This is a genomic window from Rhodospirillales bacterium (genome assembly GCA_018666775.1).
Taxonomy (GTDB): domain Bacteria; phylum Pseudomonadota; class Alphaproteobacteria; order SMXQ01; family SMXQ01; genus JABIXC01.
Genome location: JABIXC010000003.1, coordinates 117,114 through 133,282, shown reverse-complemented (window position 1 = coordinate 133,282; position 16,169 = coordinate 117,114). Strand labels below are relative to the sequence as shown.

At 52.1% G+C, this 16,169-nt stretch carries 14 protein-coding genes; 8 read left to right on the top strand and 6 right to left on the bottom strand.

Annotation, left to right across the window (positions count from 1 at the left end; genetic code table 11):
* Positions 1 to 47 precede the first annotated feature (47 nt).
* The 4 genes from HOJ08_01220 to HOJ08_01205 are packed head-to-tail and all read left to right on the top strand — an operon-like array spanning position 48 to position 4,446.
* Positions 48 to 197, top strand: coding sequence for a hypothetical protein (locus tag HOJ08_01220; GenBank protein ID MBT5672058.1), 150 nt, complete (start codon positions 48 to 50; stop codon positions 195 to 197).
* The gene (locus tag HOJ08_01215) at positions 184 to 2,757 is read left to right on the top strand and encodes a leucine--tRNA ligase (GenBank protein ID MBT5672057.1); all 2,574 of its coding nucleotides are present in this window, start codon (positions 184 to 186) and stop codon (positions 2,755 to 2,757) included. Before HOJ08_01220 ends, HOJ08_01215 begins: the two co-directional genes overlap by 14 nt.
* The gene (locus HOJ08_01210) at positions 2,744 to 3,403 is read left to right on the top strand and encodes a hypothetical protein (GenBank protein ID MBT5672056.1); all 660 of its coding nucleotides are present in this window, start codon (positions 2,744 to 2,746) and stop codon (positions 3,401 to 3,403) included. Before HOJ08_01215 ends, HOJ08_01210 begins: the two co-directional genes overlap by 14 nt.
* Complete coding sequence (locus HOJ08_01205; GenBank protein MBT5672055.1) at positions 3,400 to 4,446, top strand: DNA polymerase III subunit delta; 1,047 nt, start codon at positions 3,400 to 3,402, stop codon at positions 4,444 to 4,446. Before HOJ08_01210 ends, HOJ08_01205 begins: the two co-directional genes overlap by 4 nt.
* Positions 4,447 to 4,478: 32 nt before the next feature.
* On the opposite strand, the gene HOJ08_01200 is transcribed toward HOJ08_01205, so the two are convergent.
* From HOJ08_01200 to mnmE, 5 genes are all read right to left on the bottom strand, one after another.
* On the bottom strand, positions 4,479 to 5,450 hold the full coding sequence (locus HOJ08_01200) for a ParB/RepB/Spo0J family partition protein (protein MBT5672054.1): 972 nt from the start codon (positions 5,448 to 5,450) through the stop codon (positions 4,479 to 4,481).
* Positions 5,447 to 6,211, bottom strand: a complete 765-nt coding sequence (locus HOJ08_01195) for a ParA family protein (GenBank protein ID MBT5672053.1) — start codon at positions 6,209 to 6,211, stop codon at positions 5,447 to 5,449. The genes HOJ08_01200 and HOJ08_01195 overlap by 4 nt, the downstream gene beginning before the upstream one ends.
* 106 nt (positions 6,212 to 6,317) lie before the next feature.
* Positions 6,318 to 6,974: a 16S rRNA (guanine(527)-N(7))-methyltransferase RsmG gene (gene rsmG, locus HOJ08_01190; protein MBT5672052.1), complete on the bottom strand. Its 657-nt coding sequence runs from the start codon at positions 6,972 to 6,974 to the stop codon at positions 6,318 to 6,320.
* A 15-nt stretch (positions 6,975 to 6,989) separates the two neighbouring features.
* Positions 6,990 to 8,897, bottom strand: coding sequence for a tRNA uridine-5-carboxymethylaminomethyl(34) synthesis enzyme MnmG (mnmG, locus tag HOJ08_01185; GenBank protein MBT5672051.1), 1,908 nt, complete (start codon positions 8,895 to 8,897; stop codon positions 6,990 to 6,992).
* 100 nt (positions 8,898 to 8,997) lie between these two features.
* Positions 8,998 to 10,383, bottom strand: coding sequence for a tRNA uridine-5-carboxymethylaminomethyl(34) synthesis GTPase MnmE (gene mnmE, locus HOJ08_01180; protein ID MBT5672050.1), 1,386 nt, complete (start codon positions 10,381 to 10,383; stop codon positions 8,998 to 9,000).
* A 144-nt stretch (positions 10,384 to 10,527) separates the two neighbouring features.
* On the opposite strand from mnmE, the gene HOJ08_01175 reads away from it, so the two are divergent.
* Genes HOJ08_01175 through HOJ08_01160 form a run of 4 tightly spaced genes read left to right on the top strand, consistent with a single transcriptional unit; the run spans position 10,528 to position 14,798 of the window.
* Positions 10,528 to 12,549, top strand: a complete 2,022-nt coding sequence (locus HOJ08_01175) for a thioredoxin domain-containing protein (protein MBT5672049.1) — start codon at positions 10,528 to 10,530, stop codon at positions 12,547 to 12,549.
* Positions 12,533 to 13,039 carry a methylated-DNA--[protein]-cysteine S-methyltransferase gene (locus tag HOJ08_01170; GenBank protein ID MBT5672048.1) on the top strand — a complete coding sequence of 169 codons (507 nt, stop codon included), beginning with the start codon at positions 12,533 to 12,535 and terminating at the stop codon, positions 13,037 to 13,039. Before HOJ08_01175 ends, HOJ08_01170 begins: the two co-directional genes overlap by 17 nt.
* A 47-nt stretch (positions 13,040 to 13,086) precedes the next feature.
* Entirely contained in the window at positions 13,087 to 13,782 is a 696-nt protein-coding gene (locus HOJ08_01165) for a dienelactone hydrolase family protein (protein MBT5672047.1), read from the top strand.
* Positions 13,783 to 13,823: 41 nt separating this feature from the next.
* Positions 13,824 to 14,798, top strand: a complete 975-nt coding sequence (locus tag HOJ08_01160; protein ID MBT5672046.1) for a quinone oxidoreductase — start codon at positions 13,824 to 13,826, stop codon at positions 14,796 to 14,798.
* A gap of 52 nt (positions 14,799 to 14,850) precedes the next feature.
* On the opposite strand, the gene rho is transcribed toward HOJ08_01160, so the two are convergent.
* Positions 14,851 to 16,107 (bottom strand): transcription termination factor Rho, encoded by a 1,257-nt coding sequence (rho, locus tag HOJ08_01155; GenBank protein MBT5672045.1) that lies wholly within the window; start codon positions 16,105 to 16,107, stop codon positions 14,851 to 14,853.
* Positions 16,108 to 16,169 lie beyond the last annotated feature (62 nt).

The following is a 16,169-nucleotide window of genomic DNA, read 5'->3' as shown; positions in this document are numbered from 1 at the left end:
GTTTTTACCCAATACCCTAACCACCGATTGGTACAACGGACACCATCATGCCCAAATTTCTAATCAGACGACACGCCGTTGAGCATTTTTCCAAACAAGCAGGCCTTGCGCTAGACCCCCTGACAATAGACAATCTGCACCTGATTTCATTCAATTTTATTCCCACCGACACCCGCGATCAACATGCCACGTTATAACGCAAAAATCATCGAAGCCAAATGGCAGGCCGCCTGGAACACATCAGGGGTTTTCTCTACACCCGATGTTTCATCCCGGCCCCAAGCTGGCAATAAATGTTACGTTCTGGAAATGTTTCCCTATCCATCGGGGCGCATTCATGTGGGCCACGTCCGGGTCTATACGCTGGGCGATGTCATCGCGCGTTTCAAAAAGGCCCAGGGACACGCCATCCTTCATCCCATGGGATGGGACGCCTTTGGCCTTCCTGCCGAAAATGCCGCCATCGAAAACAACGTTCATCCAGCCAAGTGGACCCATGAAAACATCGCCACCATGCGAGATCAGCTGAAATCCATGGGGTTATCCATTGATTGGGACCGTGAAATTGCCACCTGTGACCCCGATTATTACGTCCACGAACAGAAAATGTTTCTGGCCTTCATGGAAGCAGGGCTGGCCTATCGCAGGGAATCCTGGGTCAATTGGGATCCTGTGGACAACACAGTGCTTGCCAACGAACAGGTGATTGATGGCAAAGGCTGGCGCAGCGGTGCAGAAGTAGAAAAACGTAAATTAAATCAATGGTTTCTACGCATTACCGCCTTTGCAGATGAATTACTGGATGATCTGGCCAAGCTGGAACGCTGGCCCGATCGGGTCCAAATCATGCAAGAAAACTGGATCGGGCGCAGCAACGGTGCCCGGGTTAAATTCCGCCTGCGAGAGCGCGATGAAACCCTGGAAGTCTTCACCACCCGGCCCGACACCCTTTTTGGGGCCGCCTTCGTTGCCATTTCCCCCAACCATCCCCTGGCCGACACCTTAAGCACCGATAATACCGAACTGGCGGCCTTTATTGCGGAATGCAACCGCATGGGCACATCGGAAGCTGCCGTAGAAACGGCAGAAAAACAGGGCTTTAATACCGGGCTTTCCGTGCACCACCCCTTCAAGGCTGGGGAAACATTGCCGGTCTATGTCGCCAATTTTGTCTTGATGGATTATGGCACCGGGGCCATTTTTGGCTGCCCCGCCCACGACCAGCGTGATCTTGATTTCGCGCGGAAATATGACCTTCCCATCCTGCCGGTGGTTATCCCCGAAGATACAGATGCAAATGCGTTTGTCGTTGATAGCGAGGCCTATACCGGGGATGGCATTCTTGCCCATTCTGATTTTCTGGATGGGTTGGGCGTCGAAGCGGCAAAAACCCTGGCCGCAAAAACGCTTTCTGAAAAAGGAATGGGCGCGTTGGAAACCACCTATCGCCTGCGCGATTGGGGGGTTTCACGCCAGCGGTATTGGGGATGTCCCATCCCCATTATTCATTGCCCCGATTGCGGACCTGTCGGTGTGCCGGATAAGGACCTGCCCGTAACCTTGCCCGAAGATGTGGATTTCGATTCCCCGGGCAATCCACTTTTGCGTCATCCAACATGGAAAAATGTGGCCTGCCCAAAATGCGGCCATGACAGTGAACGCGAAACAGATACCTTTGATACCTTCTTTGAATCATCGTGGTATTTTGCCCGCTATTGTGCGCCAAAGGCCCAAGACCCTATCGACAAAGAAGCCGCCGAATACTGGCTGCCTGTTGATCAATATGTCGGGGGCATTGAGCACGCTGTCTTGCATCTACTTTATTCACGGTTTTTCACCCGAGCCTTGAAGCATTGTGGCTATCTTTCTATCGATGAACCCTTTGACGGTCTTTTGACCCAGGGCATGGTCTGCCATGAAACCTATCGTGCCCAAGATGGCCGCTGGTTATACCCCGAAGAGGTGCAGCGTGACGGCAATGACAAAAATCCCACGACCAGTGACGGAACACCGGTTACCATTGGCCGATCGGAAAAGATGTCCAAGTCACGCAAGAATGTGGTGGACCCCGAAGCCATTATAAAATCCTATGGTGCCGATACCGTGCGGTTGTTCATCGTTTCAGATTCTCCCCCTGAACGTGATCTTGACTGGACCGATTCTGGTATTGATGGCGCATGGCGTTATCTGAACCGTCTCTGGCGCATGGTTGATGAAGCGATCATCACCAAACCCGGGGAATCATCCGCCCTTGAAGCTTGTAAGGGCGATGCCCTTGAAGCACGGCGCGCAACCCACAAGGCAATCGTTGATGTCACAGGGGATCTTGAAAAATTGCGGTTCAACCGCGCCGTTGCCCACATCCGTGAATTTTCAAATGTCATTGGTGACTTGAAGGGTGAAGATGATCCTACCCGCGCTGTGCGCCGTGAAGGGCTTGAAGTTCTCGTGCAATTGGCGGCACCGTTCATTCCCCATATTGCCGAAGAATTATGGTCCAACCTTGGCCACACAACGCCGTTGGTAGAAACGCCCTGGCCCGTTGCGGATAACGCTCTGGTCATTGATGAAAGCGTAACCATTTCTGTTCAGGTCAATGGAAAGCTTCGCGGCACTTTGGAATTACCACTGGATGCAGATCAAAAACTGGCAGAAGATGGGGCCATGGCACTGGAAAATGTCCGCACCGCAATCGGTGATAAAACAGTGCGTAAAATTATTGTCGTTCCAAATCGGGTTATCAATGTCGTGGTTTAAACCCCAAAAACCAATTCGTTTTTTTGTGACAGGCCTGCAATGGCCAACGGTAATCACTGCCTGTTTGTTTGTTGCCGCCTGTGGGTTTCAACCCCTTTATGGTGAGCGCCAGAATGCTGCCAATAATGCCCTTTTGGCGGCCATACAAATTGATCCCATCAAGGAACGCGAAGGGCAGCTTTTATATCAGTATCTTACAAAGAAAATGCACATGCGTGGCAAATCTGCAAACCCACGATGGCGGCTTAAAATTAATTTAACAAAAAGCATCCAGGGTCTTGGCATCCGGAAAGACGAAACCACTACCCGCAACAACCTGATCCTTAATGCACAGTTTGAGCTCTATGATAAAAAATCTGGCAAGGTGATTCATTCAGGCCAGGCCGTCAGCACCAATAGCTACAATGTTCTTGAATCCCGATTTGCCTCAATTGTCTCTGAACAAAATGCTGTTCAACGTGGCACGAAAGACCTTAGTAACAACATCAAAAATCGGACGGCTGTTTTTCTAGTCCATTTGAACAAGGCAAATGCGGCAAGGGCAAAACCAGCGCCAGCCGGGCCAAGCAATAACCCGGCTCTTGATTCCTATGGCAATCTAAATTTCCCCGCCCAACCCGGATATGGAACCCCACAAAATCCATGAAAATTTCACCCGCCCGTGCTGATGATTTTATCAATACCCTTGGCGATGACACCCGGGCCATTCTTCTTTACGGTCCCGATTCAGGGTTGATCCGGGAACGCGCCAGATTTGCCATTCTTAAAATTACCAATGTCGTAAACGATCCTTTTCTTATTTCTGAACTCACCCCGCCAGAGTTGCGCAATGATCCCGCCCGGCTTGCCGACGAAGCCCTGGCTCTTCCCTTTGGTGGTGGTCGCCGTGCCGTGCATCTAAAGAATGCCGTCGATGGCCTTTCCACCATTATCACTGAAACCGTTAATCGGCTTTCTGAATGTCCCGCGCCGGCCCCTTCTCTTTTAATCGTAGAGGCCGCAGAGCTTTCTCCGCGTTCCAGCCTTCGGCGTTTGTTTGAAGGAAATGAATCCTGTGCTGCAATTGCCTGCTACCTGGATGAAGGTGCCGGGCTTGAACGCGTTATCACGGATGCTTTGCGCGATCACGGACTGAAGCTCGATGGCGATGCCCGATCATGGTTAGCTGGCCATCTTGGTACAGATCGACAGCTCACCCGCCGCGAGCTGGAAAAGCTTGCCCTATACTGCGCCGGGAAATTAGACGTCACGTTAGAAGATTGTCTGGCCGTGGTTGGCAGCGGTGGCAGTTCAGATATTGATGAGGCAATTTATGCTGCTGCCAGTGGTGACCTTGGAGCGCTTGATCAGGCCCTGGCGCGTGCATCCCAGGAAGGCCAAAGCCCCATTGCAATTCTCCGCGCAGCGCAGCGTCATTTTCAACGCCTCCATTTAGTGTGCAGCCAGGCCCACAAAGGGTCTGACATTGGAAGCGCCATGAAATCCCTGAGACCCCCTGTTTTTTTCAAGCTCGCGGATCGTTTTAGAGCACAGACGCGGACCTGGACCCTTCCTCGCCTAACCGCGGCGTTGGGCCTGTTAACAGATGCCGAAATACGGTGCAAATCTACGGGCCAGCCCGCTCACCTGATCTCAGCGCGCGTTCTCATGCAGATCGCCAATGCAGCACGGCACGGTCAAAGGTCATAATTATCGTTTAATATCAATTACTTATTGATATTTTAGGAACTGGGTGGGGTGCGTTTGAGACGATGCAAAACATCATCCAACTGTTCAAGGGTTTCAAAATGTATGGAGATATCGCCTGCTTCACCCTTCAGGGATATCGCGACCTTAAGGCCCAGAAGGGTCGATAGATCATGTTCCAGCGCCAATGTATCGGCATCTTTCCCACCAGATTTCGCCGCTGCTTTTTTTGGCACCGTCGCTTTCGATGATTTTTCCTGAGATGCCAGTTTTTCAGTTTGGCGAACATTAAGTCCGCGCTTCAAAACATCATGGGCAAGCGCTATGGGATTATGTGCGCTCAATAGCGCCCGGGCATGGCCCGCACTCAGCCTGCCATCATCCACCATTTCTTTCACCGGGTCTGGCAACCCAAGCAAGCGAAGCATGTTCGCAATATGGGGGCGGCTTTTTCCAACCGCACGCGCCAAATCTTCCTGGGTGTGGGAAAAATCATTCATCAGACGCTGATAGCCATCGGCTTCTTCAAGGGGCGACAAATCCTGGCGTTGGATATTTTCCACAAGGGCAATTTCCAACGCTTCTGCATCATCCATGTCGCGCACCACGACAGGAACATCATGGACCTGGGCCAGCTGGGCCGCCCGCCAGCGGCGCTCACCCGCAATGATTTCAAATCGTTCGCTATCGCCTGCAACGCGTCGCACCAAAAGTGGCTGAAGCACGCCTTTTTCACGAACGGAATTAACCAGTGCCTGCAAATCTTCTGCGCGGAAATTGCGCCGTGGCTGCAAGGGGCTTGGTTGTAACTGGGAAACAGGCATGCGCCGTGACGTCCGGAGCTTGTCAATCTCTGCATAATCCGCTTCTTCTTCACCAAACAACGCAGCCAGCCCCCGGCCAAGATTGCGCTTTGCGGGTTTTGCCCCGGGAATGGGTTCAGACTGAGGATTGTTCCCAGCTTCGGGACCCGTTTCTGAGCCCAATTCTGGATCATCGCTACTCATGCAACCCGCGCCTCCTCGCGCTTGATAACTTCCCGGGCAAGCTGAATATAGGCTTGGGACCCCGGACACTTAAAATCATAAAGCAGCACTGGCTTGCCATGGGATGGCGCCTCTGAAACCCGAACATTGCGGGGAATGATGGTGTCATAAACTTTGCTCCCCAAAAAGTCCCGAACATCGGATGCCACCATATTTGTCAAGTTGTTGCGTGTATCAGCCATGGTCAATACCACTCCTTGTAGTTCAAGGGTTGGGTTCAGACTTTGACGCACCCGCTCAATGGTTTTCAATAGATGGGTCAGCCCTTCAAGGGCGAAGAATTCACACTGCAAGGGAACCAGCACGGCATCCGCTGCAACAAGTCCGTTCAGGGTCAAAAGACTAAGAGACGGCGGGCAATCGACCAGAATGTAGTCATAATCCCCGCCACCCCCTGCCAGGGCATCGCGCAGGCGATATTCCCTGCGCTCCATATCAATCAGCTCCAATTCAATGCCCGCCAGATCCACGGTGCTGGGCACCACATCCAGGCCCGGGACATCGGTTGAAATTGCGGCATCGAAGACTTTCGCCTCTCCGGTCAGAAGGTCATACGTGCCCTTTTTCCGCCGATTATGGGGAATTCCAAGCCCTGTTGAGGCATTGCCCTGAGGATCAAGATCGAGTACCAAAACCCGGGAACCCACTGCTGCAAGCGCCGTTGCCAGATTTATAGCCGTGGTTGTTTTACCAACCCCGCCTTTTTGGTTGGCAATAATCATGATCCGTGCCCTGGACACCGATGTCAGAACGGATTCCGCACTGTCCCCCGCTCCATGAGGCTCTTTAGGCTCTGGATTTTCTATATTCTGTGTATTTTCGGTGGATTCATCCACGTTTTATGCCTTTAATCCTCAGGACGACCCCCTCTGGGTCGCTTTCGCTGGGGATTGTGTCAGCCTCTATCTTCCAATTTTTTCGCGCTGCGGTCAATTCCTGATCACAGGTTCGCCCTTTAAGCAGCAATGCCAAAGGATCAGACAAGGTCAGAAAGGGTTCTGCCAAATCAAGGAGTTTTGGCAAGGGCGCAAACCCCCGTGCTGTGATGACATCTACTTCAAAAGGTGAAATTTGTTCGAGGCGTTGGCGATGGATTTCAACATTAACCCCACAAACCCGCGCTGTTTCCCGCAAAAAAGAACATTTTCGACCATTTGATTCCACCAAATGAACCGCCAAATCCAGACCCTGCCCCGCCGCTAAAATCGCCAGAACCAGTCCTGGAAATCCACCACCACTGCCCAAATCAAGAAGGATAACGGGTTTATCTTTCTTTGGCAGCAAGGGCAAAAGCTGTGCTGAATCCAGAATATGGCGGTGCCAGATGTAGCCCAAACTCTCAGGACCCACCAAATTTACGACTTTTTGCCATTTTACGACGTGATCGTGATACCGGATCAAAGCATCCAATGTTTCACGTGAAACATTTACATCTCGGGAAAAATCATTCTCACCGTATGGGGTGTCGATTGGGTTATTGGCCATTTAAGAAGGCCCCCACTATGCCGAAGCAGCAGAAGTGCCGCGACCCGTCGCTTTCAAGCGGCGGACATGGCCCAAAAGTGCGGTCAGGGCTGCGGGCGTTATCCCGGGAATCCGGGATGCATGGCCAAGAGTTTCGGGGCGGACCCGTTCCAATTTTTCGCGCACTTCATTAGACAGGCTGCCAATTGTTCCATAGTCAAGATCGGCCGGGATTCCAAGGGCTTCGTCACGGCGGAACGCAGCAACATCAGCGTTTTGGCGATCCAGATAAACCGCATACCGGCAATCTGTCTCCACCTGAGCCGTTACCTTTGGATCAATCTTGGAAAGCTCAGGCCACAGGCCTTTCAATCGATCAAGGCTGATATCACCGTTGGCCAGCAATCTGGCCGCGGTACGGCGAACGCCATCGCCAGCAACATGAATGCCGTGGCTTTCAAGCACCTTCGGAGAAGCAGAAAGCGTTTCCAGTAAAGCCCGTGCATCCGCCAAATGAGATGCCCTGAACCGATAGGCTTCTGCGCGAATTGGGCCAACACAGCCAATGGCATTGCCCTTTTCCGTCAGGCGCTGGTCGGCATTATCAGCCCGAAGATGCAGCCTGTATTCGGCTCGGGACGTAAACATTCGGTACGGCTCGCTCACGCCCTTGGTCACCAAATCGTCGATCATGACCCCGGTGTAGGCTTCTGCCCGATCAAGAATGAACGCACTTTCAGGGCTCAGTCCATCATTGGAAACCTTGCGCGCCGCATTGATTCCAGCAACCAGCCCCTGTGCTCCGGCTTCTTCATACCCGGTTGTGCCATTAATTTGCCCTGCTAGAAAAAGCCCAGGAATTCTGCGGGTTTCAAGGCTATGGGATAGTTCTCTTGGATCAACATAATCATATTCAATGGCGTAACCGGGGCGGAACATTTCAACCCGCTCCAAACCCGGAATGGTTTTCAAAAGGCCCTCTTGGACGTCTCTCGGCAGAGATGTGGAAATGCCATTTGGATAGATTGTGGGATCATCCAGCCCTTCTGGCTCCAGAAAAATCTGATGGTGCTCACGATCGGCAAAGCGAACCACCTTATCTTCTATAGACGGGCAATACCTTGGGCCTTTGCTTAGAATTTGGCCGGAATAAATGGGTGCGCGATCAAGGTTGGCCCGGATCAAATCATGGGTTTCAGGGGTTGTCGTGGTGATATGGCAGGGGATTTGCGGCGTCGTGATCCGATCAGTCAGGGAAGAAAATGGCTCTGGCGGGTGATCGCCTGGCTGAACATCAAGCCCTGAAAAATCAATGGTTCGCTTATCAAGGCGCGGTGGCGTCCCTGTTTTAAGGCGCCCCAAAGCAAACCCGAAACGCAACAGCGTCTTTGAAAGGCCAAGCGCGGGTGCATCGCCTACCCGGCCGCCGGGGGTTGTTTCTTCACCCAGATGGATCAAACCCCGAAGAAACGTCCCGGTGGTCAAAATAACCGCGCCTGCGGCAATGTCGCGGCCCTTTTCGGTCCGAACCCCCGCAATACGGCCCTGATCCAAAATCAAGTCATCAACCGCTTCACCCATAATATCCAGGTTTTCCAGCTCCCCCAGCAAATCCTGAATGGCATTGCGATAAAGCGCCCGATCCGCCTGAGCCCGAGGCCCCCGGACCGCTGGGCCTTTTGACCGGTTTAGGATGCGAAACTGGATGCCGGCGCGATCAATGGCCCGGCCCATAAGGCCATCCAACGCATCAATTTCGCGCACCAAATGGCCCTTACCAAGGCCGCCAATTGCAGGATTGCACGACATCTCGCCAACGCTTTCAATGCGATGGGTGACAAGAAGCGTCGATGCACCCATACGGGCAGCGGAAGCCGCAGCCTCGCACCCGGCATGGCCACCGCCTATGACCACCACGTCATATTTGTCATGTAATTGTGTCATGGTTGCGGGCTTACCCCCTTGATTTAACCCTGTCAAAGGTTTTCGGGCGATGTTTCACGTGAAACACCTCAACGTCCGGCTCAACATGCCGACCTTTGGGTTATTTCCCGATACAAAATTCGGAAAAAATAAGGTCCAGCACGTCTTCAACATCCACAGTGCCCGTAATCCGCCCAACAGCGCGGGCTGCAAGCCTCAGGTCTTCAGCCAAAAGTTCCGGGCTATCGGCCCGCATCGGCGTTTCGATCCGATCAAGGGCCTCAAGGGCCTCAACCAGCGCGGTGCGATGGCGCATTCGGGTCAGGGGCGCCGATCCTGGCGACACATCAATCCCCTTAGAAGCGGCACTTTTTATGGCATCAAGCAATGCATCGAAGCCATTACCCGTCAAAGCCGACACAACAAAGGCCGGAACCGGGCCTAATGGGCCCTTAATATCAGAGCGTTTGGCATTTGCTGTAAGATTGCCATCAGCCAAATCGCCCTTATTAAAGACCGCAATGGTTTCGCCCATCATCAATGCAACCGTGGCTGGGTTCAGATCGGGCCAAGTGGCGGCATCAAAAACGGCCAAACGAAGGTCTGCACCCTCTGCCCGAACAAGGGCGCGGCGTATGCCCTCTTCTTCCACTTTGTCCAGAGAATCGCGAATGCCTGCGGTATCGGCCAAGGTAACCGGCAACCCGCCCAAATTAAGATGAAGTTCCACCACATCACGGGTGGTCCCGGCAGTTTCTGAAACGATTGCCACATCGCGGCGGGCCAATGCATTCAGCAAACTGGATTTTCCAACGTTGGGCGCACCGATAATGGCAATTTCAAAGCCATCCCGCAAACGCTCGCCTTGGCGATTATCATCTATATGTTGTGTTATCTGATCCTTGAGACGCAAGATTTTGTTATCAAGCCCCTCAAGAAGGTCTTTGGGAATCTCTTCATCGGCAAAATCAACCACGGTTTCAACATGGGCCAGCATTGCCACCAGGTCTTGGCGCCACCCGTCATAGCGATCCGCCAACGCACCTGAAAATTGTCGCTGGGCTTGTTGGCGTTGGGCTTCGGTCTCTGCCGACACAAGATCGGCCAGTGCCTCGGCACGGGTCAGGTCCAATTTGCCATTTTCAAAGGCGCGCCGGGTAAATTCACCGGGCTCAGCCATACGCACGCCCTCAAAGCCTGAAAGCGCGCTCGCCACGGCCTCGATGCTCGCGCGCCCCCCATGAATGTGAAGTTCAACAACATCTTCGCCGGTAAAGCTTTGTGGGCCCGGAAACCAGATGGCGATGCCATCATCAAGAACGATATCCTTGTCCCCCGCATCGGGCCGCATAAACCGGGTTCGGGTGGCCATCCTTGGCACCGGCAAGGGTTTTCCCGAAAGACGCATCAACACCTGCCCCCCCTGAGATCCAGAAATGCGGATCACGGCGATGCCTGCAGGCGGCGCGCCAGAGGCCAGCGCAAAAATGGTGTCAGGGAAATCCATGGTCGTTTAGCACACCGTATCGATTAAAAATAAGCTACATTTATTTGGCGGCGCGCATCACATCACCACCCATCTTCCGCTTACACGTTTATGCGTAATGATGCTAGGGGCTCATTTTGAATTTACAGGATTACACAGACTTTTATGGTTAACGAACTCAACAAAGAAACCAGTCCCTATCTCTTGCAACATGCCAATAACCCGGTTCATTGGCGGGGCTGGAGCGCGGAAACTTTGGCGCTGGCAAAATCAGAAAATAAACCCATTTTGCTTTCCATCGGGTATGCGGCCTGTCACTGGTGCCATGTCATGGCCCATGAAAGTTTTGAAAACGAAGCCATCGCTGAAGTGATGAACAGCCTTTACATCAACATCAAGGTTGACCGCGAAGAGCGCCCCGATCTTGATGCCATTTATCAAGCAGCCTTGGCGCTCATCGGCGAACACGGTGGCTGGCCATTGACCATGTTTCTAACCCCCGAAGGGGAACCCTTTTGGGGAGGCACTTATTTTCCCCCCGAAGCCAAATATGGCCGGCCAGGGTTCGGCGCAATGCTGATACGGGTCAATGATCTTTATAAAAATAAAGGCGATGAAATCGCACAAAATGTTGCCACCCTGAAAGACGCGCTTGCAAAACGATCAGAGCCCATCAAAGGTGATCTGATTGGCCCGGAAATTACTGAACGCTTAGGTGAACATCTTTTAAAGGAATTTGATCCCGTCAATGGCGGCATTGGATCGGCCCCAAAGTTTCCCAATGCGCCCGCGTTGGAATTGGTCTTTGGTGCAGGGCGCAGATCAAAGAATTCTGAAATGACCGATGCCGTTTTGTTCGCCCTTGGCAAAATGTGTCAGGGCGGAATCTATGATCATGTCGGCGGTGGCATTTCACGCTACGCCACCGATGATGCCTGGCTGGTGCCCCATTTTGAAAAAATGCTCTATGACAATGCACAATTATTAGAACTGCTGCGCCTTGTTCACAGCCTGGATTCGAACCCCCTGTATTCAGAACGCATGGCTGAAACAGCAGATTGGGTTATCCGCGAAATGGTGACCGATGGCGGCGGGTTTGCAGGTACACTGGATGCAGATAGCGAAGGGGTAGAAGGCAAGTTTTATGTTTGGGACACATCCGAACTTGACGATGTTTTAGGCGATGATTCTAAATTTTTTAAAGAAACCTATGATGCTAGCGATGCTGGAAACTGGGAAGGCAAAAATATTCTCAACCGAACGTCATCCCCTGATCCTCTTGATAATAAAGAGGAAAATAGGCTTTTGGTCTGCCGTAAAAAACTATTGGAGGCACGTAGCAAACGCGTGCGTCCGGGACTTGATGACAAAATATTGGCCGATTGGAATGGCATGATGATCGCAGCGCTGGCGCGCGCAGGCGGTGCCATGGATCGACCGGACTGGATCATGGCAGCAACCGGGGCTTATGATTTTATCGTTTCAAATATGGTCGTAAATGCGCGCGATGAAAACCGCCTCGTCCATAGTTACTGTGCAGGGCAACAAGGCAACGATGCCATGCTGGACGATTACGCCGCCATGGCACGCGCCGCCCTTATTCTTTACGGCATAGATGGTAATCAATCGCGTCTTGATCAGGCCATTGCCTGGACAAAAGTTTTAGATAATCATTACGAGGATGAAAACGGCGGATATTATTTCAGCGCCGATGATGCCGATGACCTGATTTTGCGCACCCGCAATGCCAATGACAGCGCAACACCATCGGGGGCCGGAATCATGGTCGACGTTTTTGCCCGCCTTTGGCTTATGACCGGCAACGATCACTATCGCAAACGGGCCGAAGAAATAGTTGCGGCCTTTTCTGCCGCCCTTGAAAGCAATGCATTCTCCCTTGCAACATTAATTAACGCCGCCGGTCTTCTTCATCACGGCGTTGAAACCATTATTGTTGGTAAATCCCAAGACCCGGAAACAAGCGCACTGATCTCAGCCGCACTTTCAGCACCAGAACCGAACCTGGTACTACAGGTGATTGATCCAGATGCCACCTTGGCCCCAGGCCATCCCGCCTTTGGCAAAACACAGCTGGATGGAAAACCAACAGCCTATATTTGTCGAAACCAAACTTGTTCTGAACCCATCACAGAAGCGAAAGCATTAAGCCATGGTCTCTGCACGTAAACCCGGCTTCACGAATCAAGACCCCGTATCGCGGCTAACAGTGGCCAGCCCCGTTGGAAACCTGACACTGTTTGAAACGGGCGGAGCTATCACGGGGCTTACCTGGGCAGTGGGAAAAGGTTTGCGAAATGCAAAACCAACGCCGGTTTTAGCCGACGCACGAAAACAGATCGCCGCCTATTTCAAAGGAGAATTGAAAACGTTTTCCCTGCCCATGGCACCGGATGGCACACAATTCCAACGCAAGGTATGGCAAGGATTATCAAACATACCCTTTGGGAAAACGCTGTCTTATGGGGCATTGGCCAAAAAAATATCTTCAAGCCCGCGCGCCGTTGGCGGGGCCTGTGGGGCCAACCCCATTCCCATCATCATCCCGTGTCATCGCGTGCTTGGGGCAAATGGCTCCTTGCACGGATATTCAGGCCACGGGGGGATAGAAACAAAGGCCCTGCTTCTTCGTCTTGAAGGTGCGCCGGTGAGCGGCTAAAACAACCAATACAGTCAGCTTCATTCAAGAAAAAAGGGGGAATCATTATGCCTGAAATCACAATTAATGCCGTAGATGGCGGAAAGTTTTCTACCTATCTGGCCCTTCCCCAAAAAGCCCCGGCCCCGGCCATCATTTTGGTTCAGGAAATATTTGGTGTTAATGACGTCATGCGCACCCTTGCCGATGGGTTTGCCGCTCAGGGATTCATTACCCTTTGCCCCGATCTTTTCTGGCGCCTAAAACCCGGCATCCAGATTACAGACAAAACAGAAGTAGAAATGGAATTGGCATTCGACCTTTATCAGGAATTTGATGTCCCAAAGGGTTTGTTGGACATCAAAGCGACCCTGGACCATATCCGCCGATCTGAGGAATGCACGGGAAAAGTCGGTTGTGTTGGCTATTGTCTGGGTGGATCGCTTACCTATTTCGTCTCTACCGGCACCAATATCGATGTCGCTGTCGGCTATTATGGGATTGGCATTGAAGACGGTCTGGGACAGGCCGCAAACATCACCCGCCCGTTGATGCTGCATATTGCTGGAAACGATGATTTCGTATCACCAGAAGCCCAGGCATTGATCAAAGCCGAACTTGGCAAAAATGATCTGGTGACGCTGCATTCATATCCCGGCGCTGCCCATGCCTTTGCCCGTCTCGGGGGCACCACATACAATCCAGAAACAGCGGCAATGGCAAATCAGCGAACCTTAGCATTTTTAAAAGATAATCTAGATTAGGGCACAACCGGTCACGCCCGCATAACCTACGGAGAACCACAATGGTCAAAGCTGTTCGCATTCATGAATACGGCGGGACTGATGCCCTTGTCATAGACGACATTGATATTAGCGAACCCGGTGCCGGCGAAGCACTGGTCCGCCACACAGCCATCGGCCTTAATTTCATAGATACCTACCATCGCACCGGTCTCTACAAACTGCCCGAACTACCCCATACCCTTGGGGTGGAAGGTTCCGGTGTGGTTGAGGCCATAGGCGATGGCGTCACAGATGTCGCTGTTGGTGACCGGGTCGCCTATGGCGGTGGGATCGGATCATATTGTGAGCGCCGTGTTATGGCGGCCAACCGTCTGGTCAAACTGCCCGATACAATTTCCGATGAACAGGGCGCGGCCATGATGCTCCAAGGCATGACCGCACGGTATCTGGTTCGGCGCACCCATCCGGTTAAAGCCGGGGAAACCATTCTGGTCCATGCCGCCGCTGGCGGGGTTGGGCTGATTTTGTGCCAGTGGGCCAAACATTTGGGCGCCACCGTCATCGGCACCGTGTCATCGGACGAAAAAGCGGAACTGGCCCGAAACCACGGTTGTGATCACCCCATTATTTATACCCGCGAAAATTTTCTCGATCGGGTGCGTGAAATCACCGATGGCAAGGGCCTGCCGGTGGTTTACGATTCTATTGGCAAAGATACCTGGGAAGACTCCCTAAATTGTTTGCACCCCCTTGGCATGATGGTCAGCTTCGGCAACGCCTCAGGCCCAGTACCACCCTTTCCTCTACTGACACTTTCACAGAAAGGGTCTCTGTTTGTGACACGACCAACCCTTATCCATTACGTTGCCGCACGCGAAGACCTGTTGGTGGCCGCGACCGATCTTTTTGATGTCGTCAGCAAAGGTGTTGTGAAAATCGAAATCAACCAGCGCTATGGGCTTGATGAAGCCGCCCATGCACACGGGGAATTGGAAGCCCGGCGCACAACCGGTTCTTCGATCTTGATGCCATAAAAAAAGGGCCTGAAGATTTTCCTCAGGCCCTTTTTAAAAGCATTCCAACGTTTTAGGTATTCATAGAATCAAAGAAATCGTCGTTGTTCTTTGATGCCTTCAGTTTATCCAACAAAAATTCCATGGCATCGACAACGCCCATGGGCATCAGAATTCGACGCAGCACCCACATCTTGGAAAGGGTGCCCTGATCGACCAGCAGTTCTTCTTTGCGGGTGCCTGAGCGGGTAATGTCGATAGACGGGAAGGATCGTTTGTCGGAAAGCTTACGATCAAGAATAATTTCCGAATTGCCCGTGCCCTTGAATTCTTCAAAGATCACTTCGTCCATCCGCGAACCGGTATCTACCAACGCGGTTGCGATGATGGTCAAAGACCCACCTTCTTCAATGTTACGCGCGGCACCAAAGAAACGCTTGGGCCGCTGCAGGGCATTGGCATCAACACCACCGGTCAGAACCTTCCCCGAAGACGGCACCACCGTGTTGTATGCGCGTGCCAAACGGGTAATTGAATCTAGCAAAATCACAACGTCGCGTTTGTGTTCAACCAGCCGCTTGGCTTTTTCCAAAACCATTTCCGTTACCTGAACATGGCGGGTAGCAGGCTCATCAAACGTGGAGCTCACGACTTCGCCTTTAACGGTGCGCGCCATGTCGGTCACTTCTTCCGGGCGTTCATCAATCAACAAAACGATCAGATAACAGTCTGGATGATTCTTGGCGATGGAATGGGCAATGTTTTGCAACATCACGGTTTTACCGGTACGCGGCGGTGCGACAATCAAGGCGCGTTGGCCTTTGCCAACGGGACAGATCAGATCAATCACCCTTGGGGTCGGATCTTTGAGCGTGGGATCATCCATTTCCATGGACAAACGCTCATCGGGATAAAGCGGTGTCAGATTATCAAAATTGATGCGATGGCGAACCTCTTCGGGGTCCCCAAAATTAATTTGAGACACTTTCAAAAGGGCAAAATACCGTTCGCCATCTTTGGGGGATCGAATTTCGCCTTCAACTGTGTCGCCAGTTCTTAATCCAAAACGCCTGATCTGGGATGGGGATACATAAATATCATCGGGACCTGGCAGATAATTTGATTCTGGTGAACGCAGAAAACCAAAACCATCTTGAAGAATTTCAACCACCCCAATCCCTGTAATGACCGTGTCGTTTTCTGCAAGCGCCTTCAGGATGGCAAACATCATGTCTTGCTTGCGCAAAGTTGAGGCGTTTTCAATTTCCAACTCTTCGGCACAGGCCAAAAGATCAGCCGGGGATTTTTCTTTAAGTTCTTGAAGGTTCATGAGAAATGACAATCTGAATGTGAGGTGGGATTGGGAAAAAGAAACACGCGTTAGACGGAAAA

Coding starts and splice junctions, on each gene's coding strand:
- HOJ08_01220 (MBT5672058.1), top strand. CDS start 48: ATGCCCAAATTTCTAATCAGACGACACGCCGTTGAGCATTTTTCCAAA.
- HOJ08_01215 (MBT5672057.1), top strand. CDS start 184: ATGCCACGTTATAACGCAAAAATCATCGAAGCCAAATGGCAGGCCGCC.
- HOJ08_01210 (MBT5672056.1), top strand. CDS start 2,744: ATGTCGTGGTTTAAACCCCAAAAACCAATTCGTTTTTTTGTGACAGGC.
- HOJ08_01205 (MBT5672055.1), top strand. CDS start 3,400: ATGAAAATTTCACCCGCCCGTGCTGATGATTTTATCAATACCCTTGGC.
- HOJ08_01200 (MBT5672054.1), bottom strand. CDS start 5,450: ATGAGTAGCGATGATCCAGAATTGGGCTCAGAAACGGGTCCCGAAGCT.
- HOJ08_01195 (MBT5672053.1), bottom strand. CDS start 6,211: ATGATTATTGCCAACCAAAAAGGCGGGGTTGGTAAAACAACCACGGCT.
- rsmG (MBT5672052.1), bottom strand. CDS start 6,974: ATGGCCAATAACCCAATCGACACCCCATACGGTGAGAATGATTTTTCC.
- mnmG (MBT5672051.1), bottom strand. CDS start 8,897: ATGACACAATTACATGACAAATATGACGTGGTGGTCATAGGCGGTGGC.
- mnmE (MBT5672050.1), bottom strand. CDS start 10,383: ATGGATTTCCCTGACACCATTTTTGCGCTGGCCTCTGGCGCGCCGCCT.
- HOJ08_01175 (MBT5672049.1), top strand. CDS start 10,528: ATGGTTAACGAACTCAACAAAGAAACCAGTCCCTATCTCTTGCAACAT.
- HOJ08_01170 (MBT5672048.1), top strand. CDS start 12,533: ATGGTCTCTGCACGTAAACCCGGCTTCACGAATCAAGACCCCGTATCG.
- HOJ08_01165 (MBT5672047.1), top strand. CDS start 13,087: ATGCCTGAAATCACAATTAATGCCGTAGATGGCGGAAAGTTTTCTACC.
- HOJ08_01160 (MBT5672046.1), top strand. CDS start 13,824: ATGGTCAAAGCTGTTCGCATTCATGAATACGGCGGGACTGATGCCCTT.
- rho (MBT5672045.1), bottom strand. CDS start 16,107: ATGAACCTTCAAGAACTTAAAGAAAAATCCCCGGCTGATCTTTTGGCC.